Below are 15,704 nucleotides of genomic sequence, written 5' to 3' on the forward strand. Positions count from 1 at the left end.
TCAGAGCAGCGCGAGCCCGCTGACGCAGAGCAGGAAGGCCGCCGCGGCGCGGATCACGCCGCCGGGCGCGGACCGGGCGGCCCTGGCGCCGAACGGCGCCGCGCCTGCGGCGGCGGCGGCGGCGGCGAGGCCCGCAGGCAGGTTCACCGCCCCCAGTGAAAAGGGCGCGGCCGCCGTCGGGGCGAGCAGCGCCAGCGGCAGGAGCGCGGCGCCGCAGGCGAGGGCGCCGAGCGCCGCGCCCGCCGCGGCCCGTCGCGTCTCGCCTTCTCCGAGCCGCGCCAGCAGCGCCGAGTAGGTCGCGCCGCCCCCCAGCGCGCCCATCGCCGACACCGCGCCCAGACCCGCGCCGAGGCCGAAACGCAGCACGCGGCCCGGCGCGGCGATGGCGCGGCCGTCGTCGAGCAGGAGGCGCGCGCCGGCCGCGAGCAGCGTCGCGCCGGCCGCGCCCGCGACGAGGGCGGGCGACAGCAGCGCCGCCCCGACCCCGGCGGCGAGGCCGCCGAGCGCCGCGGCGGGCGCCCAGCGCCGCAGCGTCTCGACGTCCAGCGCGCCCGAACGCCAGTGCGCCGCCGCGGCTTGCGCCGAGAGCAGCGTCACCGCGAGCAGGGCGGCGCCGAGGCAGAGCTGGAAGCCGGCGGGCGCGGGCGGCGCTGCGCCCGCCGCTGGCAGCATCTGGCACAGGAGCGCGAGCGCGAAGCCGCCGCCGCCGACGCGCAGCGCCCCCATCGCCGCGCCGGTCAGGCCGCCTGCGAGCGCCGCCGCCCCCAGCAGCGCCGCGAGTTCGAGCCAGCTGTTCACGCCGCCCGCGCCTCTGGCGAGACCGCGCGGAGCGCCGCCAGCACCAGCTCCGGCCCTGCGCCGGGGGCGCGCGCGTCCTCCGTCAGCATCCGACGCCAGCGCCGCGCGCCCGGCCGACCGGCGAACAGCCCCAGCATGTGGCGCGTGACGACGGTCATCGGCGCCCCTTCGCTCACGGTCGCCTCGATGTGGTCGAGCATCCCGCGCGCCGCCGCCTCGGGGGACACCGGCGCCGTGAACTGGCCGAAGATCCGCGCGTCCGCGTCGCCGAGGATCGCCACGGGGTCGTGATAGGCCGCCCGCCCCACCATCGCGCCGTCGAGCCCGTCCGCCAGCCGGTCCTCGACCGCTGCCAGATCGCCGAGGCCCCCGTTCGCGACGATGGTCAGGTCGGGCCGCGCGCGCTTGAGCTGCGCGACGAGCGGATGGTCGAGCGGGGGAATGTCCCGGTTTTCCTTCGGACTGAGCCCCTTGAGCCACGCCTTCCGGGCGTGGACCGTGAAGCGCCGGACGCCCGCCGCCGCCACTGCGTCCACGAAGGCGGGCAGGGTGGTCCGCGGATCCTGCTCGTCGACGCCGATGCGGCACTTCACGGTGATCTCCACGCCCCCCGAGGCCTCGATCATGGCGGCGACGCAGTCGGCCACCAGCGCCGGCTCGCGCATCAGGCAGGCCCCGAAGGCGCCGGACTGAACCCTGTCCGACGGGCAGCCGACGTTGAGATTGATCTCGCAGAAACCCATCGGCGCGGCGATGCGCACGGCCTCGGCCAGCTCGCCCGGGTTCGAGCCGCCGAGCTGCAGCGCCAGCGGATGCTCCATCGCGTCATGGCGCAGCAGGCGCGAGGCGTCTCCCCGCGCGACCGCCGTCGCCGTCACCATCTCCGTATAGAGCAGCGCCCGGCGCGACAGCAGCCGGTGCAGCCGACGGCAATGCCGATCCGTCCAATCCATCATGGGCGCAACACTTAATCTAGATGATGAGGTTTTAGGATAAGTGTCTGTTTCAGCAGTCATTTATCCAGGTCTCTCAAGGTTGCTCTCTGCTGGTCTGGACGGCCGAATCGGCCTCAATCGGGATGAATCAGGTGTGCGTCGGAGAGCGCCGTGTCAGGCTCGGACTATGACTTCAATCATCAAGGGAGTCACGACGACCGGTGCGACCTAGCGGGTCCAGGTCCGCCGGAAATGCGAGGAGCCGATCTTCAGGACGGGTAGAGGACGAAGGGCCAGGCGCGTCGGCGTCGACACAGGCGAGTGGATGAGGCGGTGGAACACGGCCCTCGCCTACGCAGACGACATCGGTCCCGTCCCGCCGGTTCCAGGCCTGGCATGCCCGACGCCGTCCGCTCGTCCGCGACGCAGCCTGCGGTTTCGGCGCCGAAGCGCACGTCAAGCCGTTGATTGCAAGGGCAGGGGCGTTATCCGGGGCCAGAGTTCATCCAGGTTCGGGATGCGGGCGGGCAGGTTCAGTCGAAGGCGATCTGGACCTTCATCGCGCGGGTGCGGTCGCCGGCGAGCATGAACGCCTGCTCCGCATCCGCCAGCGCCAACGTGTCGGTGATCAGCGGCTTTGCGTCGATCAGTCCCTTGCGCATCATGTCGACTGCGGTCGCGAACTCGGCGTGGAAGCGGAAGGAGCCCTTCAGGACCAGCTCCTTGGCGGTCAGGGCCTGCATCGGCACGGTCATGTCGCCGCCAAGGCCGAGCTGCACGATGGTCGCCGCCGGCCTCAGCGCGCCGATGGCCGCGGCCAGCGCCTGCGCCGCGCCCGAGCATTCCAGCAGGACGTCGAACGTCCCCTTGTCGGCGCCGAACGGGGCCAGCGCCTGCGGATCGGCGGCCATGTCGAGCGTGACGTCGGCGCCGGCGGCGCGCGCCATGCCCAGCGTGAAGGCGGTGAGGTCCGTCGCGACGATCTCCTGCGCGCCGGCGCGGCGCGCGGCGAGGATCGCCAGAAGGCCGATCGGGCCGCACCCCGTCACCAGCACGCGCCTGCCGACCAGCCCGCCCGCCTGGCGCACGGCGTGGAGGCAGACGGCGAGCGGCTCCGCCATCGCCGCCTCGCCCGGCGTCAGTCCGTCGGCGGGCGCGCATTGCGCCGCATCGGCGATCAGGCGGTCGCGGAACGCTCCCTGGATGTGCGGGAACGGCATCGCAGAGCCGTAGAAGCGCATGTCGAGGCAGTGGTTCGGCAGTCCCTCGAGGCAGTAGCGGCACGCGCCGCAGGGCCGCGACGGCGAGACGGCGACCAGCTGCCCTTCCGAGAGCCCCCTGACGCCCGGCCCGAGCGCGGCGATGCGCCCGGCCACCTCATGTCCGAGGATCATCGGCTCGCGCAGCCGCACCGCGCCGAAGCCGCCGTGGTTGTAGTAATGCAGGTCCGAGCCGCAGACGCCGCCCGAAACGATGCGCACCAGCACCTCGCCGGCGCCGGGGGCCTCCTCGGGCCGCTCCTCGATCCTCAGATCCTTCGGGCCGTGGATGACGATGGCTTTCATGGCGGCGACCTCAGACCATTGTGGCGGGGATGGGGCGGCCTGTGAGATGGGCCGCCAGGTTTTCGCGCATCGGCCGCACCATGTCGCGGCGCGTCTCGATGGTTCCCGATACGTGATGCGGCTGGGGCAGGCGGTACGGCGCGGCCAGCATCCACCTGTCGCCGGCAAGCGCGCCGCGACGCAGCGCCAGCGCCACGGCGAGATCGGCCGCGGCCTCCGTCAGGTGGTCCGGCGCGTTCGCCATCCGCGCGCGGCGCTCGGCGCGCCGCGATGTCCACGGCGTCGAAGCCGACGCCTTGGATCGACACGATCTCCGGTCGCCGGCAAGCCTCGATCAGGCTCCACGAGGCGCCGAGGTCGCCGCGGCGGACGACCCGGCGGGTCTCCGGGCCGACGCGCGCGAGAAAGGCGTCGCGATGGTCGGCGTCGAACAGCCGGCGGCCGGTGTGGTTCTCTGCCAGCGCCGCCTCGTCCCAGGCCGGGAGCGGGGCGACCTGCAACGGCGCCGGGTGGATCATCGCAATCCCTTGACTTGTGTTTGTTATCGATACCATACCTTGGGGCGCGGATGTTTGTCGAGAGCGCGGGGAGATGGCGGCGATGCGCAGGGGCGCCGGGCTTTTCGATCTTACCGGGCGGCGCGCGCTCGTCACGGGGTCGTCGCAGGGGATCGGCTTCGCGCTCGCCCGCGGTTTGGCCGAGGCGGGCGCGGCGGTGGCGCTGAACGGGCGCGACGCCGCGAAGCTGGACGCGGCGACCGCCGCGCTGGCGGCGGAGGGTCACGATGCGGCGGCGCTGCCTTTCGACGCGACCGACCATGCCGCCGCGCGGGCGGCGGTGGACGGGTTCGAGGCCGCCGTCGGAGCCATCGACATCCTCGTGAACAACGCCGGGATGCAGCACCGCGCGCCGCTGGAGGAGTTTCCGGCCGAGGCGTTCGAGCGGCTGATGCGCACCAACGTCTCGACCGTGTTCAACGTCGGGCAGGCCTGCGCGCGCCACATGATCGCGCGCGGCGCCGGGCGCATCGTCAACATCGCGAGCGTGCAGACCGCGCTCGCGCGCCCCGGCATCGCGCCCTACACCGCGAGCAAGGGCGCCGTCGCCAATCTCACCAAGGGCATGGCGACGGACTGGGCGAGGCACGGTCTGAACGTGAACGCCATCGCGCCGGGCTATTTCGACACGCCCCTGAACGCCGCCCTCGTCGCTGACCCCGCCTTCAGCGCCTGGCTGGAGAAGCGCACGCCGGCGGGCAGGTGGGGCAGGGTGGAGGAACTGGTGGGCGCCTGCGTGTTCCTCGCCTCCGACGCATCGACCTTCGTCAACGGGCACACGCTGTTCGTGGATGGCGGCGTGACGGCCTCGCTCTGAGCGCGATGCGCCGCGCGGTGGTCATGGGCGTGGCGGGCTGCGGCAAGTCGCTGGTAGGCGCTGCGCTGGCGTCGCGGCTTGGCGCCCTGTGGCGCGACGGCGACGACCTGCACCCGGCCGAGAGCATCGCGAAGATGGCGCGGGGCGAGCCGCTGACCGACGCGGACCGCGCGCCGTGGCTTGCGCGGGTCGGCGAGGCCCTGCGCGACGCCGATGGGCCGGCGCTGATCGGCTGCTCGGCGCTGACGCGTCGCTACCGCGACGCCATCCGCGCGGCCGCGGGCGGCGCGGTGGCGTTCGTGCATCTGAGCGGCTCGCGCGAGCTGATCGCCGGGCGCATGGCGGCGCGGAAGGGGCATTTCATGCCGCTGTCGCTGCTGGACAGCCAGTTCGCGGCGCTGGAGCCGCTGGCGGCGGACGAGACCGGTGTGGTCGTGGAGATCGACGCGGCCCCGGCCGCGGTTACTGCCGCCGCGCTAAAGGGATTGCGGGAGGGGTGCGGATGGACGGACGCTGCTTGCTGATCGGGGCCGGGGCGATGGGGGGCGCGATCGGCGCCCGGCTGCTCGCCACGGGAACGTCGCTGACGGTATTCGACCTCGACCCCGCCCGCGTGGCCGCGCTGTCCGACGCGGGTTCGGCGGCCGCGGGTTCGGCAGGGGAAGGGGCCGCTGGGGCCGAGTGGGTGCTGACCAGCCTCAATTCGGCGCGAATCGTCGAGGCCGCGGTGTTCGGTCCCGGCGGCGCTGCCGAGGGCGCGCGGCCGGGAACGCTGATCGTGGACATGTCCTCGATCGACCCCGAAGCGACGAAGGCGCTCGCCGCGCGCGCCGCGGACCGGGGGCTGCGCTGGGTCGACAGCCCGCTGTCGGGCGGCGCGCCGAAGGCCGCGCTCGGCCAGCTCACGCTGATGATGGGCGGGGCGGAGGCCGACGTGGCCGAGGCGCAGCGCCGCCTCTCGAACGTCGCGGCCAACATGACGCGCATGGGGCCGGCGGGGGCCGGGCAGACCACCAAGCTGATCAACCAGGTGCTCTGCGGCCTCGGCTTCCTCGCCGTGGCCGAGGCGACGCGGCTGGCGCTCGACGCGGGCGTGGACGCCGCGCGCATCCCGCAGGCGCTGAAGGGCGGGCGGGCGGACAGCGCGATCCTGCAGGAATACATGCCGCGCTTCGTCGCGAAGGACTATCGCCGCACGGGCCGCATCGACAACATGGTGAAGGATCTCAACGCCGCGCAGGGTCTCGCCCGACGCACGCACACCGCCATGCCGCTGACCGCCGTCTGCGCCGAGGTGCACCGGATGCTCACCGCCGCGGGTCTGGGCGGCGAGGATCAGGCGGCGCTGATGGAGTTCCTCGGCGGTCCCGACCGGTCGCTGTTCGGGGAGCGCCCGGCATGATCACCCGCTACGCCCTGTTCGAGGGTGCCGTCGCCGAGGGCGCCGAGACCGCCTTCCGCGCCGCCGTGCTGGCGGAGCTTGTCCCTGCGTGGCGGGCATTCCCCGGCGCCGTCGCCGTGCGCGTCGCCTTCGCCGACGGGCGCGACGAGGGCGCGCCGGCAATCCCGCTCATCCTCGCGGTGGACTACCCCGACCAGGCTGCGCTCGACGCCGCCTTGGCGAGCCCGGAGCGGCTGGCGAGCCGGGCCGCCACCGAGCGCGTGACCGCGCGCTTCTTCGCGGGCCGCATCCATCACCATCTGACCGACGCCCACGCCTTTTCCGCCGGAGGCTGAGGCCGGTGTCGCGACGGCCGGTGCGGATGGCTGACGTGGCGCGGGCGGCGGGGCTCTCGCCCATGACGGTCTCGCGCGCCTTCCGCGCCGACGCCGCTGTGGGCAAGGAGACGCGCGCGCGCATCCTGCGCATCGCCGAGGAGATGGGCTACGTGTTCGACGCCGCCGCCTCGGGCCTGCGCTCCCAGCGCACCGGCTTCGTGGCGGTGACGGTGCCCTCGATCAACAACGCCAACTTCGCCGACACCGTGAACGCGCTGTCGCGGGAGCTGGGCCGCGCCGGGCTGCAGGTGCTGCTCGGCTATGACCTCTACGACCCGGCCGAGGAGGAGGCGCTGGTCGAGCAGCTTCTGCGGCGCCGGCCCGAGGCCGTGGTGGTGACGGGCGGCGCGCACACGCCGCGCACGCGGCGGCTGCTGCAGGCGGCCGGGACGCCCGTGATCGAGACCTGGGATCTGCCGGAGCGGCCGGTGCGCCATGTCGTCGGCTTCTCCAACGCCGCCTGCATGGAGACCATGGTCGATCATCTCGTCGCCCGCGGCGCACGCGCCATCGCCTTCATCGGCGGCGACATCAGCGACGACACCCGCGGCGCCGACCGCCGCCGAGGCTTCCAGACCGCGATGCGCCGCCATGGGCTGGACGCCTCGCGCCTGCTGCCGATCGGCGCGCCGCCGGCCTCGATGGCGACCGGCGCCGCGGCGATGGCGGCCGCCCTCGACGAAGGCCTGCGTCCCGACGCGGTGATCGGCGTGTCGGACCTCGCCGCGTTCGGCGCGCTCACCGAGTGCCAGCGCCGGGGCGTGCGCGTGCCGCAGGACGTCATGATCGCGGGCTTCGGCGCCTACGAGATCGCCGCCGTCAGCGTCCCCACCATCACCACCATCGACCCCCACCCTGCCGAGATCGGCCGCGAGGCCGGGGCGCTGGCCGTTCGGCTGCTGGCCGACCCCGCCGAGGACAGGGGCCCGATCCGCATCGAGATCGCGCCCCTGCTGCGCGTCGGCGGCTCGACCTCCTGAGCCTCAGGGCTTCGAGGCTTCGAGGATCGCGTCGACGATCTCGGAGCCGTTGGCCTCGGTGAACCCGGTCCAGACCGACCGGGTCGCCTCCTGGAACGCCGCGCTGTCCACGTCGCGGTTGACCTGCATCCCTGCGGCCTCGAGCGCCGCGACCATCTCCGCCTCCTTCGACGCGGCGAGCGCGCGCTGCATGGCGACGGCGTCGGCCGCCACGTCGACCACCACCTGCCGCAGCTCCGGCGACAGGCCGTCGAAGCGGTTCAGGTTCATCGCCAGCGACAGCGGCGAATAGGCGTGGTTGGTCAGACTCAGATAGTCCTGAACCTCGTGGAACTTGAACGACAGGACGATGGCGACGGGGTGATCCTGGCTGTCCACCACGCCAGTCTCCAGCGCGGTGTAGAGTTCGGCCACCGGCAGCTGCTGCGGGGCGGCGCCGAGGGCGGAGAACATGTCGCCGAGCGCGCGGCTGTTGTTCACCCGCATCTGAAGGCCCGCGACGTCGCCCGGCTCGCGGATCGGGCCGCGGTTGTTGGTCATCTGGCGGAAGCCGTTCTCGGGAAAGCCGAGGCTCTTCATGCCGTGCTGCTCGAACTCCGCGGCGATCGACTGGCCCACCGCGCCGTCGAGCACGCGATAGGCCGTGGCGCGGTCGGCGAACATGAAGGGCAGCTCGAACGCCGAGGCCTTCGGCATCAGCCCAGTCATGTTGTTGAGGCCGACCATGGTGAGGTCGATGATCCCCGAGCGCACGCCGTCGATCATCTGCGCGTCGTTGCCGAGCTGGCCCTGCGGAAAGATCTGCACCGTCAGCGCGCCGTCCGAGCGTTTCTCGAGCTCGTCCTTGAAGAACAGCGCCATCGCATGCTGCGGATCGGACTCCGGCACCGGATGGGCGAACTTCAGCGCCGTCTGCGCGCTGGCGAGATGCGCCCCGCCGAGGGCGAGGACGGCCGCGAGGCCGAGACCGCGAAGCATGGATTTCATGGAACTTCCTCCGGTTGTTTTCACCCGATGAACCAGCGCATCGGGACGATGATGAGCGCGGGGAACGCGATGAACGCCCCGAGCAGGACGGAATAGGCCAACAGGAACGGCGCCGTGCCGCGCACCGCCTGCGAGACGGGCACGCGGCCCACCCCGCACACCACGTTCAGCACGTTGCCTACGGGGGGCGTGATCAGGCCGATGGAGGTGTTGATCACCATCATCAGCCCGAAATAGACGGGGTCGATGCCCGCCAGCTTCACCACCGGCATCAGCAGCGGCGTCAGGATCAGGACGGTGGGCGCCAGATCCATCACCATGCCGACCGCCAGCACGATCAGCATGATGACCAGCATCAGCAGCCGCGGGCTCTCGATCAGCGGCCCGAGAAGCTGGGCGAGCTGCTGCGGCAGCTGCGCCACCGTGATCAGCCACGCCGCCACCATGGCGCAGCCGACGAGGAACATCACCATCGCCGTGGAGCGGCCTGCGTTGATCAGCACGCGCACGAACATCGCCCAGGTCATCTCGCGATAGACCAGCGTCGAGACGGCGATGGCGTAGACTGCGGCGACCACCGCGGCCTCGGTCGGGGTGAACACGCCGAAGCGGATGCCGCCGACGATGATCACCGGCAGCAGCAGCGCCCAGAATCCGTCGCGCAGGGCCAGCAGCCGCTCTCGGGCCGAGGCGCGCGGCAGGACGGCGACCGCCTCGCCGCGCATCAGCCACCACCAGACGGCCATCAGCGTCGCGCCCATCATCAGGCCCGGCGCGATGCCGCCGAGAAACAGGTTCTTGATCGAGATGTTGCCTGCCACGCCGATCAGGATCAGCGGCAGCGATGGCGGGATCACCGGCGCGATGATGCCGCCCGAGGCCAGCAGGCCCAGCGACCGACCCTCCGGATAGCCCGCCTTGCGCATCATCGGATAGAGGATCGAGACCAGCGCCGCAGCGTCCGCCACCGCCGAACCCGACAGGCCCGCCAGCAGCACCGCCGTGAACACGGCGACGTAGCCGAGGCCGCCGCGGCGGTGGCCGACCAGCGTCATCGCCAGCCTGACGATCCGCTGCGAGAGCCCGCCGCACGACATCACCTCGCCCGCGACGAGAAAGAAGGGGATCGCCAGCAGAGGGAAGCTGTCCACGCCGTTCAGCAGCGACTGCGCGAGGATGTCGGCGCTGAACAGGTCCATCTGAAGCATCAGCGCCATCGAGGAGAGCAGCAGCGCGAAGGCGACCGGCAGGCCGAGCAGGATCGAACCGACGAGGACCGCGAGAAACAGGACGAGAGTCATGCGTCGTCGTCGCTCTCGGTCAGGGCCGCGGGATCGACGATGCGCACCGCGGCGACGAAGGCCATCAGGACCGACGAGACCACGCCCGCGAGATACATCAGCGCCGACGGCAGGCCCGTCAGCGGCGAGATGTTGGACCAGTTGGCGTTCATCTGCCGGAATGCGCCCCAGAACAGCATCAGCACCGAGACGAGGATCACCGCATGGGCCAGCCGCCGCAGCAGCGGCATGGCGCGCGGCAGCAGCGCCTCGGCGAACTCGGAGACGGCGAGGTGCTCGCCCCGGCGCAGAACGACCGCCGCGCCCAGCATCACGAGCCAGACGAGGCCCAGTCGCGACAGCTCTACCGACTGGCGCAGGCCGGTGGCGAAGCCGTAGCGCAGCACGACATTCGCGAACACGATAACGATCATGAAGGCGAGAAGCGCCGCCATCACCACGTCGACGGTTCGCCACAACCAGCGAAGGCCCCGGATCATCGGCGCACCCTCCATGCTGCCGCCGTCGCGCCACGGCGGGTTTCGACGCGCGACTTCCGGGGGGCGGGGAGGGGAGCGCGCCGCGCCGCCCCGAGGATGTCAGCGCTCATGGGCGCCCACGGGGGAGAAGCGGAACGCCTCCCGCCCAGGCGCGTCGGTCTCCTCTTCCGACCTGCCGCCATGCGCGACGAGGATGCGGCGGAGGAACACGAAGGGCGGTTCGTCGGCGCGGCCCCCTCGGCGCGGCCCGATGGCCTCGGCGGTCGCCGCCCCCGCGTCGTCGCCCATGCGCATCAGGGTGGCGCCGAGTTCCCTGCGCCGGATTGCATCGATATCCCGCCCGACGCCGCCCCGGTCGGGCGAGACGATGTCGCCCTGCCTGGCGCCGGGAAGCGCCTCCACGCCGGTCATCGCCATCGCTGCGCCGGCGTCTTGGATTGGCCGCGCTGGGCGCCGGAGCGGATGGACCAGCCCGCCGCCAGCGCGACCAGACCGTTCCCCACCGGCGCGGTCGTCACCGGAGATCGTCGGGGCCCCGCCTGCGTAGAGGTCAGGATCGACGCCATTCGGCGCGGTGACGCCGCGCATGCGCGCGACCGGCTGTCTCGCCTCCGGCATCTGCGCCCTTCCTCCCAGCTCCGGCCGGTCGCTGGAGGCGTTCTCCCTCCTCGACGCCGGCTCTGTGTTATCGATACCATATGGATCGGGGGTTCACTCTGTCAACGGTGGATCGACGTGCGCGCACCGCGGACCGGCGGCCTGGCGGCGCCGGCTCGGCCATGTTCGTTCTTGACGCTGAAACGGCGAATGAGGGGCGCGAGACCGACGCCATCCTCGACGTCTAGACGGGCTCGGCGCCATCGACCCCGGCGGCGCTCTCGATCGGCTGGACCGCCGCGGCGGTTCTGCTGGCGATCGGCGAGGACGCCGACCGCGTCATCGTCCGCGGCGTCACTTCCGCCGACGGCATTCCCTTCGCCTGACGATCCGCGGTCGCGCCGGCTGGACGAGGCCCCTTCGAAGGCCGGTGGACGCTTGGGCGCGTCCTGGCGCGCGCCCGACCATCGCCGGCGCCCCGGACCAGCGAAATGCCTGGGGCAGAACGCTCAAGTCGCTGTCCGCCGCGCCGCGCCCTGGGGCCCTCCGGTTCGAGCCGCCGGACGGGCGCGGCGGCCCCCGATCTCGTCGCCCTCGATCTGGCCGGCGTCGTGGTCAGGAAGCGTCGCGCAGCCCCCGCGCGCAGACCCAGCTCGCAAGGGCCATGGCGGCGGCGGTCGCGAGGCAGAGCGGCAGGCCGCCCCACTGGAAGCTCAGGCCCGAGAGCAGCGTGCCGAGCAGCCGCCCGGCGGCGTTGGCGCCGTAGTAGAAGCCGACATCCATCGTCACACGGTCGGATCTCGTGAAGGCCAGGATCAGGTAGGAGTGCAGCGCGGAGTTCAGCGCGAACACCACGCCGAACATGAGCAGCCCGCCCACCAGCGTCGCCGTCAGCCATGGCGCGGGCTCGCCCAGCGGCGCGGTCCAGCCCTGCGTCGCTGCCCAGGCCGCCGCGGCGAGGCCGGCCGGGATCAGCGCCAGAACGAAGGCCAAGGACGCGGCGAGCCGCGCGATCTCCGCCACCGGGCGCTCCCTCGCGCGCAGCAGCGCCGGCGCCGCCGCCTGCACCGCGCCGTAGCCGATGATCCAGAGCGCCATGAACGTCCCGACGAGAAAGAACGCCTCGCGTCGCCCCTCCGCCGTGCCGTCCGACAGCACGCCGTAGAAGTAGATCGGGACGCCCACCACGAACCACACGTCGCGCGCGCCGAACAGGAACAGCCGCGCCGCCGACAGTCGGTCGATGCGCGGATCGCCCGAGCGCAGGCGCCCGATCTCGTCCTTCGGGCGGCCCCGCGGCAGGCCCGCCGGCATGAACAGCGCCACCGCCCCGAGGATCGCCGCCAGCACCGCCGCCATCCCGAGCGCCGCGCCGTCGAAGCCCGCCGCGCCGAGCAGCGCCGCGCCGAGCAGGAAGCCCAGGCCCTTCACGGCGTTCTTGGAGCCGGTCAGCGCCGCCACCCAGCGGAACAGGCCCCCGCCCTCGGCCGGCGCCAGCAGCTTCACCGCACTCTTGGCGCCCATCTTGGCGAGATCCTTCGCGACGCCGGAGACGCCCTGCGCCACCATGACGAAGGCCACGGAGACCGCGACCGTCCATGACGGATCGAGCTGCGACAGCGCGATCAGCGCCACGATCTGCAGCGACAGGCCGGCATAGAGCGTCGTCGTCAGCCCGAAGCGCGCCGCGATCCAGCCTGCGCAGAGGTTGGTGACGATGCCCGCGACCTCGTAGAGCAGGAACAGCCAGGCCAGCGTGATCGGCGAGAAGCCCAGGCTGTTGAAATGCAGCAGCACCAGCATCCGCAACGCGCCGTCGGTCAGCATGAAGGCCCAATAGGCCGCCGTCACCGCAGCATAGGCCGCCAGCGGGCGCGGCGGCGCCGTCAGCGGCGCGTTCATGTCGCCGCCGCCATCATGCGCACGACGTCGGCCAGCCGGAAGGCGTAGCCCATCTCGTTGTCGTACCAGGCGTAGACCTTCACCTGCGTGTCGTTGACGACCATCGTGCTGCCGGCGTCCACGACGCCGGAGCGGGTGTCGTTGAGATAGTCCGCGCCCACCAGCGGCCGGGTCTCGAAGCCGAGCACGCCCTTCAGCGGGCCGTCGGCGGCGGCGGCGAACAGCGCGTTGACCTCCTCGACCGTCGTGGCGCGCTCCACCTCGAACACGCAGTCGGTGATCGAGGCCGTCACCAGCGGCACGCGCACGGCGTGGCCGTTCAGCCGGCCCTTCAGCTCGGGATAGATCAGCGTGATCGCGGTCGCCGAACCGGTGGTGGTGGGGATCATCGAGGTCAGCGCCGAGCGGGCGCGGCGCGCGTCCTTCATCGGCCGGTCGAGGATGGTCTGGGTGTTGGTGACGCAGTGGATGGTCGTGATCGAGCCGTGGCGGATGCCGAGCGCCTCGTGGACGACCTTCACCACCGGCGCGAGGCAGTTGGTGGTGCAGGAGGCGGCCGTGACGATGCGGTGCGCCGCCGGGTCGAACAGGTGCTGGTTCACGCCCCAGACAAGGTTCAGCGCGCCGCCGTCCTTCACCGGCGCCGACACGGCGACCCGCTTCACGCCGGCGGCGAAGTAGGGCGCGATCTTCTCGGCGGTCTTGAAGACGCCGGTGCAGTCCACCACCAGATCGACGCCGAGATCAGTGAGCGGCAGATCCTCGATGCGCTTCTCGCAGGCGACGCGCACGCGGCGGTCGTTGATCGCGAGCCTGTCGCCATCGGCTTCGAGCCGGGCGCCCCAGCGGCCGTGGATGCTGTCGAACTCCAGGAAATGCGCGTGGGCGGCGGCGTCGCCCACCACGTCGTTGATCAGCACCAGCTCATGGCCGAGCCCCTCCGCCTCAAAGGCGCGGAGCACGAGCTTGCCGATGCGGCCGAGGCCGTTGAGGGCGATGCGGGCCATGGGGCCTCCGTCAGGGGAACCAGTGTTTCGTGCGGTTGGCGAAGGCGACGAGCGACAGCATCACCGGCACCTCGACCAGCACGCCGACCACGGTGGCCAGCGCCGCGCCTGAGCCGAGGCCGAACAGGCTGATCGCCACCGCCACCGCCAGTTCGAAGAAGTTCGACGTGCCGATCAGCGCGCAGGGCGCGGCGATGCTGAAGGGCAGCCGCCAGAGCCACGCCGCGGCGTAGGCGAGCGCGAAGATCAGGTAGGACTGCAGCACCAGCGGCGTCGCGATCATCGCGATCACCGCCGGCCGCTCGAGGATCACGCCGCCCTGGAAGCCGAAGAGCAGCACCACGGTCCCGAGCAGCGCCGCCACCGTCACGGGCTTGAGCCGCGCGCCGAAGGCCTCCACCGCCATCGGCCCGCCCGAGCGCATCAGCCGCCCCCGCGTCAGCGCCCCCGCGATCAGCGGGATCACGATGTAGAGCAGCACCGACAGCAGCAGCGTCTCCCAGGGCACGACGATGTCGGTGAGACCCAGCAGTAGCGCGACGATCGGCGCGAAGGCGAACACCATGATCACGTCGTTCACCGACACCTGCACCAGCGTGTAGGCGGGGTCTCCACGCGTCAGCTGCGACCAGACGAACACCATCGCCGTGCAGGGCGCGGCGCCGAGCAGGATCACCCCGGCCAGATAGGCCTGCGCGTCCTCCGGCGGGATGAAGCCTGCGAAGACATGCTCGAAGAACAACACCCCCAGCGCGGCCATGGTGAAGGGCTTGACCAGCCAGTTGACGACCAGCGTCACCACGACGCCCTTGGGCTTGCGCCCCACCTCGGCGATGGCCGCGAAATCCACCGCGACCATCATCGGATAGACCATGGCCCAGATCAGCACGGCCACGGCGAGGTTGACCGACGCGACCTCGAACGCCGCCAGCGCCGCGAAGAGCCCCGGCGCCAGCGCGCCGAGGATGAGGCCGGCGGCGATGGCGAGCGCGACCCAGAGCGAAAGCCAGCGCTCGAAGGGTCCCAGCCCGCCCGGGGCGGCGGCGACGGCGTCGGTCATGCTCGGCCTTTTTGTCGGGGATGTCGGGCGGCGCTGGCTTCAGGCGACCGGGACCGCCTGGGCCCCGCCGATGTCGTCGACCGCCTTCTGGAGGGCGATCCGGTCCAGCTTGTCGAAGGACAGGTTCACGAAGGCGCCGATGCGGTGCTTCAGCATCCGGTAGGCCTCGGCGAAGGCGACGGCGCGCTCGGCCTCCGTCCCCGTCGCCGCCACCGGGTCGGGCACGCCCCAGTGTCCGGTGATGGTCTGACCCGCCCAGGGCGCGCAGTCCTCGTTCGCGGCGTTGTCGCAGACCGTGAAGGCGAAGTCGAAATGCGGCGCGCCCGGCCCCTGGAACTCCGAGACGTGCTTGGCGCGCAGGCCCGAGACGTCGTGGCCGAGCTTCTCCAGCTGGGCGATGGCGAAAGGATTGAGCTCGGAGCGCGGCCGCGTCCCGGCGGAATGGGCGACGAAGCGGCCCGCGCCCTCGCGGCTCAGGATCGCCTCGGCGAAGATGGAGCGGGCGGAGTTGCCGCTGCAGATGAACAGCACGGTGTAGCTCTTGTCGCTCATGACGTCCTCCCCCGGGGCGTGCAGGCGCCGCGCGGCCGCAGCGCAGAGATCAGGCCGACCGCGGCAGCAGTCGAGCGCGAGATAGTCGATCAGGCCCCCCGTCGCCGCGAGGTCGAGGCGGTAGCGGATCAGTTTGCCGTCGCGCTCGCCGCGGATCAGCCCGGCGCGCGCCAGATGCGCGAGATGCGCCGAGGCGTTGTTGGGCCGCAGACCCACCGCCGTCGCGATCTCTCCGGCGGGCACGCCCTCCGGGGCGCGACGCGCCAGCAGGCGGAAGATCGCCAGCCGGTGCGTCTGGCCAAGCGCGGCGAAGAGGTCGGAGGGGTCTTGCATCATGTCCATACGATACAACGATTCATGATTCGTGGAAGTGAAATCGACGCGCCGC

At 72.1% G+C, this 15,704-nt stretch carries 17 protein-coding genes; 5 read left to right on the top strand and 12 right to left on the bottom strand.

The genetic code is table 11. The features are described from left to right. From BLW43_RS18395 to BLW43_RS23720, 4 genes are all read right to left on the bottom strand, one after another. Positions 1-798, bottom strand: a complete 798-nt coding sequence (locus BLW43_RS18395) for a TSUP family transporter (RefSeq protein WP_093255701.1) — start codon at positions 796-798, stop codon at positions 1-3. After that, complete coding sequence (gene dusA, locus BLW43_RS18400) at positions 795-1,814, bottom strand: tRNA dihydrouridine(20/20a) synthase DusA (protein ID WP_093255702.1); 1,020 nt, start codon at positions 1,812-1,814, stop codon at positions 795-797. The genes BLW43_RS18395 and dusA overlap by 4 nt, the downstream gene beginning before the upstream one ends. Before the next feature lie 452 nt (positions 1,815-2,266). Further along, a complete protein-coding gene (locus BLW43_RS18405; protein WP_093255703.1) occupies positions 2,267-3,298 on the bottom strand; it encodes an L-idonate 5-dehydrogenase in 1,032 nt (343 codons plus the stop codon). A 10-nt stretch (positions 3,299-3,308) separates the two neighbouring features. After that, entirely contained in the window at positions 3,309-3,542 is a 234-nt protein-coding gene (locus tag BLW43_RS23720) for a hypothetical protein (protein WP_175478993.1), read from the bottom strand. A gap of 356 nt (positions 3,543-3,898) precedes the next feature. Between BLW43_RS23720 and BLW43_RS18415 the strand changes: the two genes are divergently transcribed. From BLW43_RS18415 to BLW43_RS18435, 5 genes are read left to right on the top strand one after another with little or no spacing between them, the layout of a single operon-like run. After that, positions 3,899-4,672, top strand: a complete 774-nt coding sequence (locus BLW43_RS18415) for an SDR family oxidoreductase (RefSeq protein ID WP_093255738.1) — start codon at positions 3,899-3,901, stop codon at positions 4,670-4,672. 5 nt (positions 4,673-4,677) lie between these two features. Continuing rightward, positions 4,678-5,196, top strand: coding sequence for a gluconokinase (locus BLW43_RS18420; RefSeq protein ID WP_217632231.1), 519 nt, complete (start codon positions 4,678-4,680; stop codon positions 5,194-5,196). Then, a complete protein-coding gene (locus BLW43_RS18425; RefSeq protein ID WP_093255704.1) occupies positions 5,175-6,074 on the top strand; it encodes an NAD(P)-dependent oxidoreductase in 900 nt (299 codons plus the stop codon). The genes BLW43_RS18420 and BLW43_RS18425 overlap by 22 nt, the downstream gene beginning before the upstream one ends. Next, a complete protein-coding gene (locus tag BLW43_RS18430) occupies positions 6,071-6,409 on the top strand; it encodes a hypothetical protein (RefSeq protein WP_093255705.1) in 339 nt (112 codons plus the stop codon). The genes BLW43_RS18425 and BLW43_RS18430 overlap by 4 nt, the downstream gene beginning before the upstream one ends. Positions 6,410-6,414: 5 nt before the next feature. Beyond that, the gene (locus tag BLW43_RS18435) at positions 6,415-7,431 is read left to right on the top strand and encodes a LacI family DNA-binding transcriptional regulator (protein WP_245731125.1); all 1,017 of its coding nucleotides are present in this window, start codon (positions 6,415-6,417) and stop codon (positions 7,429-7,431) included. 3 nt (positions 7,432-7,434) lie between these two features. Here BLW43_RS18435 and BLW43_RS18440 read toward each other — a convergent pair whose 3' ends face one another. From BLW43_RS18440 to BLW43_RS18475, 8 genes are all read right to left on the bottom strand, one after another. Beyond that, positions 7,435-8,418 (bottom strand): DctP family TRAP transporter solute-binding subunit, encoded by a 984-nt coding sequence (locus BLW43_RS18440; protein WP_093255707.1) that lies wholly within the window; start codon positions 8,416-8,418, stop codon positions 7,435-7,437. Between the two features lie 20 nt (positions 8,419-8,438). After that, positions 8,439-9,719 (bottom strand): TRAP transporter large permease subunit, encoded by a 1,281-nt coding sequence (locus tag BLW43_RS18445; RefSeq protein WP_093255709.1) that lies wholly within the window; start codon positions 9,717-9,719, stop codon positions 8,439-8,441. After that, positions 9,716-10,198: a TRAP transporter small permease gene (locus BLW43_RS18450; RefSeq protein ID WP_093255711.1), complete on the bottom strand. Its 483-nt coding sequence runs from the start codon at positions 10,196-10,198 to the stop codon at positions 9,716-9,718. Before BLW43_RS18450 ends, BLW43_RS18445 begins: the two co-directional genes overlap by 4 nt. Before the next feature lie 99 nt (positions 10,199-10,297). Next, on the bottom strand, positions 10,298-10,615 hold the full coding sequence (locus tag BLW43_RS18455; protein WP_093255712.1) for a hypothetical protein: 318 nt from the start codon (positions 10,613-10,615) through the stop codon (positions 10,298-10,300). A 795-nt stretch (positions 10,616-11,410) separates the two neighbouring features. Then, positions 11,411-12,697, bottom strand: coding sequence for an organoarsenical effux MFS transporter ArsJ (gene arsJ / locus BLW43_RS18460; protein ID WP_093255714.1), 1,287 nt, complete (start codon positions 12,695-12,697; stop codon positions 11,411-11,413). Next, positions 12,694-13,704: an ArsJ-associated glyceraldehyde-3-phosphate dehydrogenase gene (locus tag BLW43_RS18465; protein WP_093255716.1), complete on the bottom strand. Its 1,011-nt coding sequence runs from the start codon at positions 13,702-13,704 to the stop codon at positions 12,694-12,696. The genes arsJ and BLW43_RS18465 overlap by 4 nt, the downstream gene beginning before the upstream one ends. Positions 13,705-13,714: 10 nt before the next feature. Further along, positions 13,715-14,764, bottom strand: a complete 1,050-nt coding sequence (gene arsB / locus BLW43_RS18470) for an ACR3 family arsenite efflux transporter (protein ID WP_093255717.1) — start codon at positions 14,762-14,764, stop codon at positions 13,715-13,717. A 39-nt stretch (positions 14,765-14,803) separates the two neighbouring features. Then, positions 14,804-15,652, bottom strand: coding sequence for a metalloregulator ArsR/SmtB family transcription factor (locus BLW43_RS18475; protein WP_342741627.1), 849 nt, complete (start codon positions 15,650-15,652; stop codon positions 14,804-14,806). Positions 15,653-15,704 lie beyond the last annotated feature (52 nt).

This window comes from Rubrimonas cliftonensis, from assembly GCF_900107585.1.
GTDB classification, from domain to species: Bacteria; Pseudomonadota; Alphaproteobacteria; order Rhodobacterales; family Rhodobacteraceae; genus Rubrimonas; species Rubrimonas cliftonensis.

Excerpts from the sequence above, each read along its gene's own strand:
- dusA (WP_093255702.1), bottom strand. The coding sequence starts at position 1,814 with ATGACTGCTGAAACAGACACTTATCCTAAAACCTCATCATCTAGATTA.
- BLW43_RS18405 (WP_093255703.1), bottom strand. The coding sequence starts at position 3,298 with ATGAAAGCCATCGTCATCCACGGCCCGAAGGATCTGAGGATCGAGGAG.
- BLW43_RS23720 (WP_175478993.1), bottom strand. The coding sequence starts at position 3,542 with ATGGCGAACGCGCCGGACCACCTGACGGAGGCCGCGGCCGATCTCGCC.
- BLW43_RS18415 (WP_093255738.1), top strand. The coding sequence starts at position 3,899 with ATGCGCAGGGGCGCCGGGCTTTTCGATCTTACCGGGCGGCGCGCGCTC.
- BLW43_RS18420 (WP_217632231.1), top strand. The coding sequence starts at position 4,678 with ATGCGCCGCGCGGTGGTCATGGGCGTGGCGGGCTGCGGCAAGTCGCTG.
- BLW43_RS18425 (WP_093255704.1), top strand. The coding sequence starts at position 5,175 with ATGGACGGACGCTGCTTGCTGATCGGGGCCGGGGCGATGGGGGGCGCG.
- BLW43_RS18430 (WP_093255705.1), top strand. The coding sequence starts at position 6,071 with ATGATCACCCGCTACGCCCTGTTCGAGGGTGCCGTCGCCGAGGGCGCC.
- BLW43_RS18440 (WP_093255707.1), bottom strand. The coding sequence starts at position 8,418 with ATGAAATCCATGCTTCGCGGTCTCGGCCTCGCGGCCGTCCTCGCCCTC.
- BLW43_RS18445 (WP_093255709.1), bottom strand. The coding sequence starts at position 9,719 with ATGACTCTCGTCCTGTTTCTCGCGGTCCTCGTCGGTTCGATCCTGCTC.
- BLW43_RS18450 (WP_093255711.1), bottom strand. The coding sequence starts at position 10,198 with ATGATCCGGGGCCTTCGCTGGTTGTGGCGAACCGTCGACGTGGTGATG.
- BLW43_RS18455 (WP_093255712.1), bottom strand. The coding sequence starts at position 10,615 with ATGGCGATGACCGGCGTGGAGGCGCTTCCCGGCGCCAGGCAGGGCGAC.
- arsJ (WP_093255714.1), bottom strand. The coding sequence starts at position 12,697 with ATGAACGCGCCGCTGACGGCGCCGCCGCGCCCGCTGGCGGCCTATGCT.
- BLW43_RS18465 (WP_093255716.1), bottom strand. The coding sequence starts at position 13,704 with ATGGCCCGCATCGCCCTCAACGGCCTCGGCCGCATCGGCAAGCTCGTG.
- arsB (WP_093255717.1), bottom strand. The coding sequence starts at position 14,764 with ATGACCGACGCCGTCGCCGCCGCCCCGGGCGGGCTGGGACCCTTCGAG.
- BLW43_RS18475 (WP_342741627.1), bottom strand. The coding sequence starts at position 15,652 with ATGATGCAAGACCCCTCCGACCTCTTCGCCGCGCTTGGCCAGACGCAC.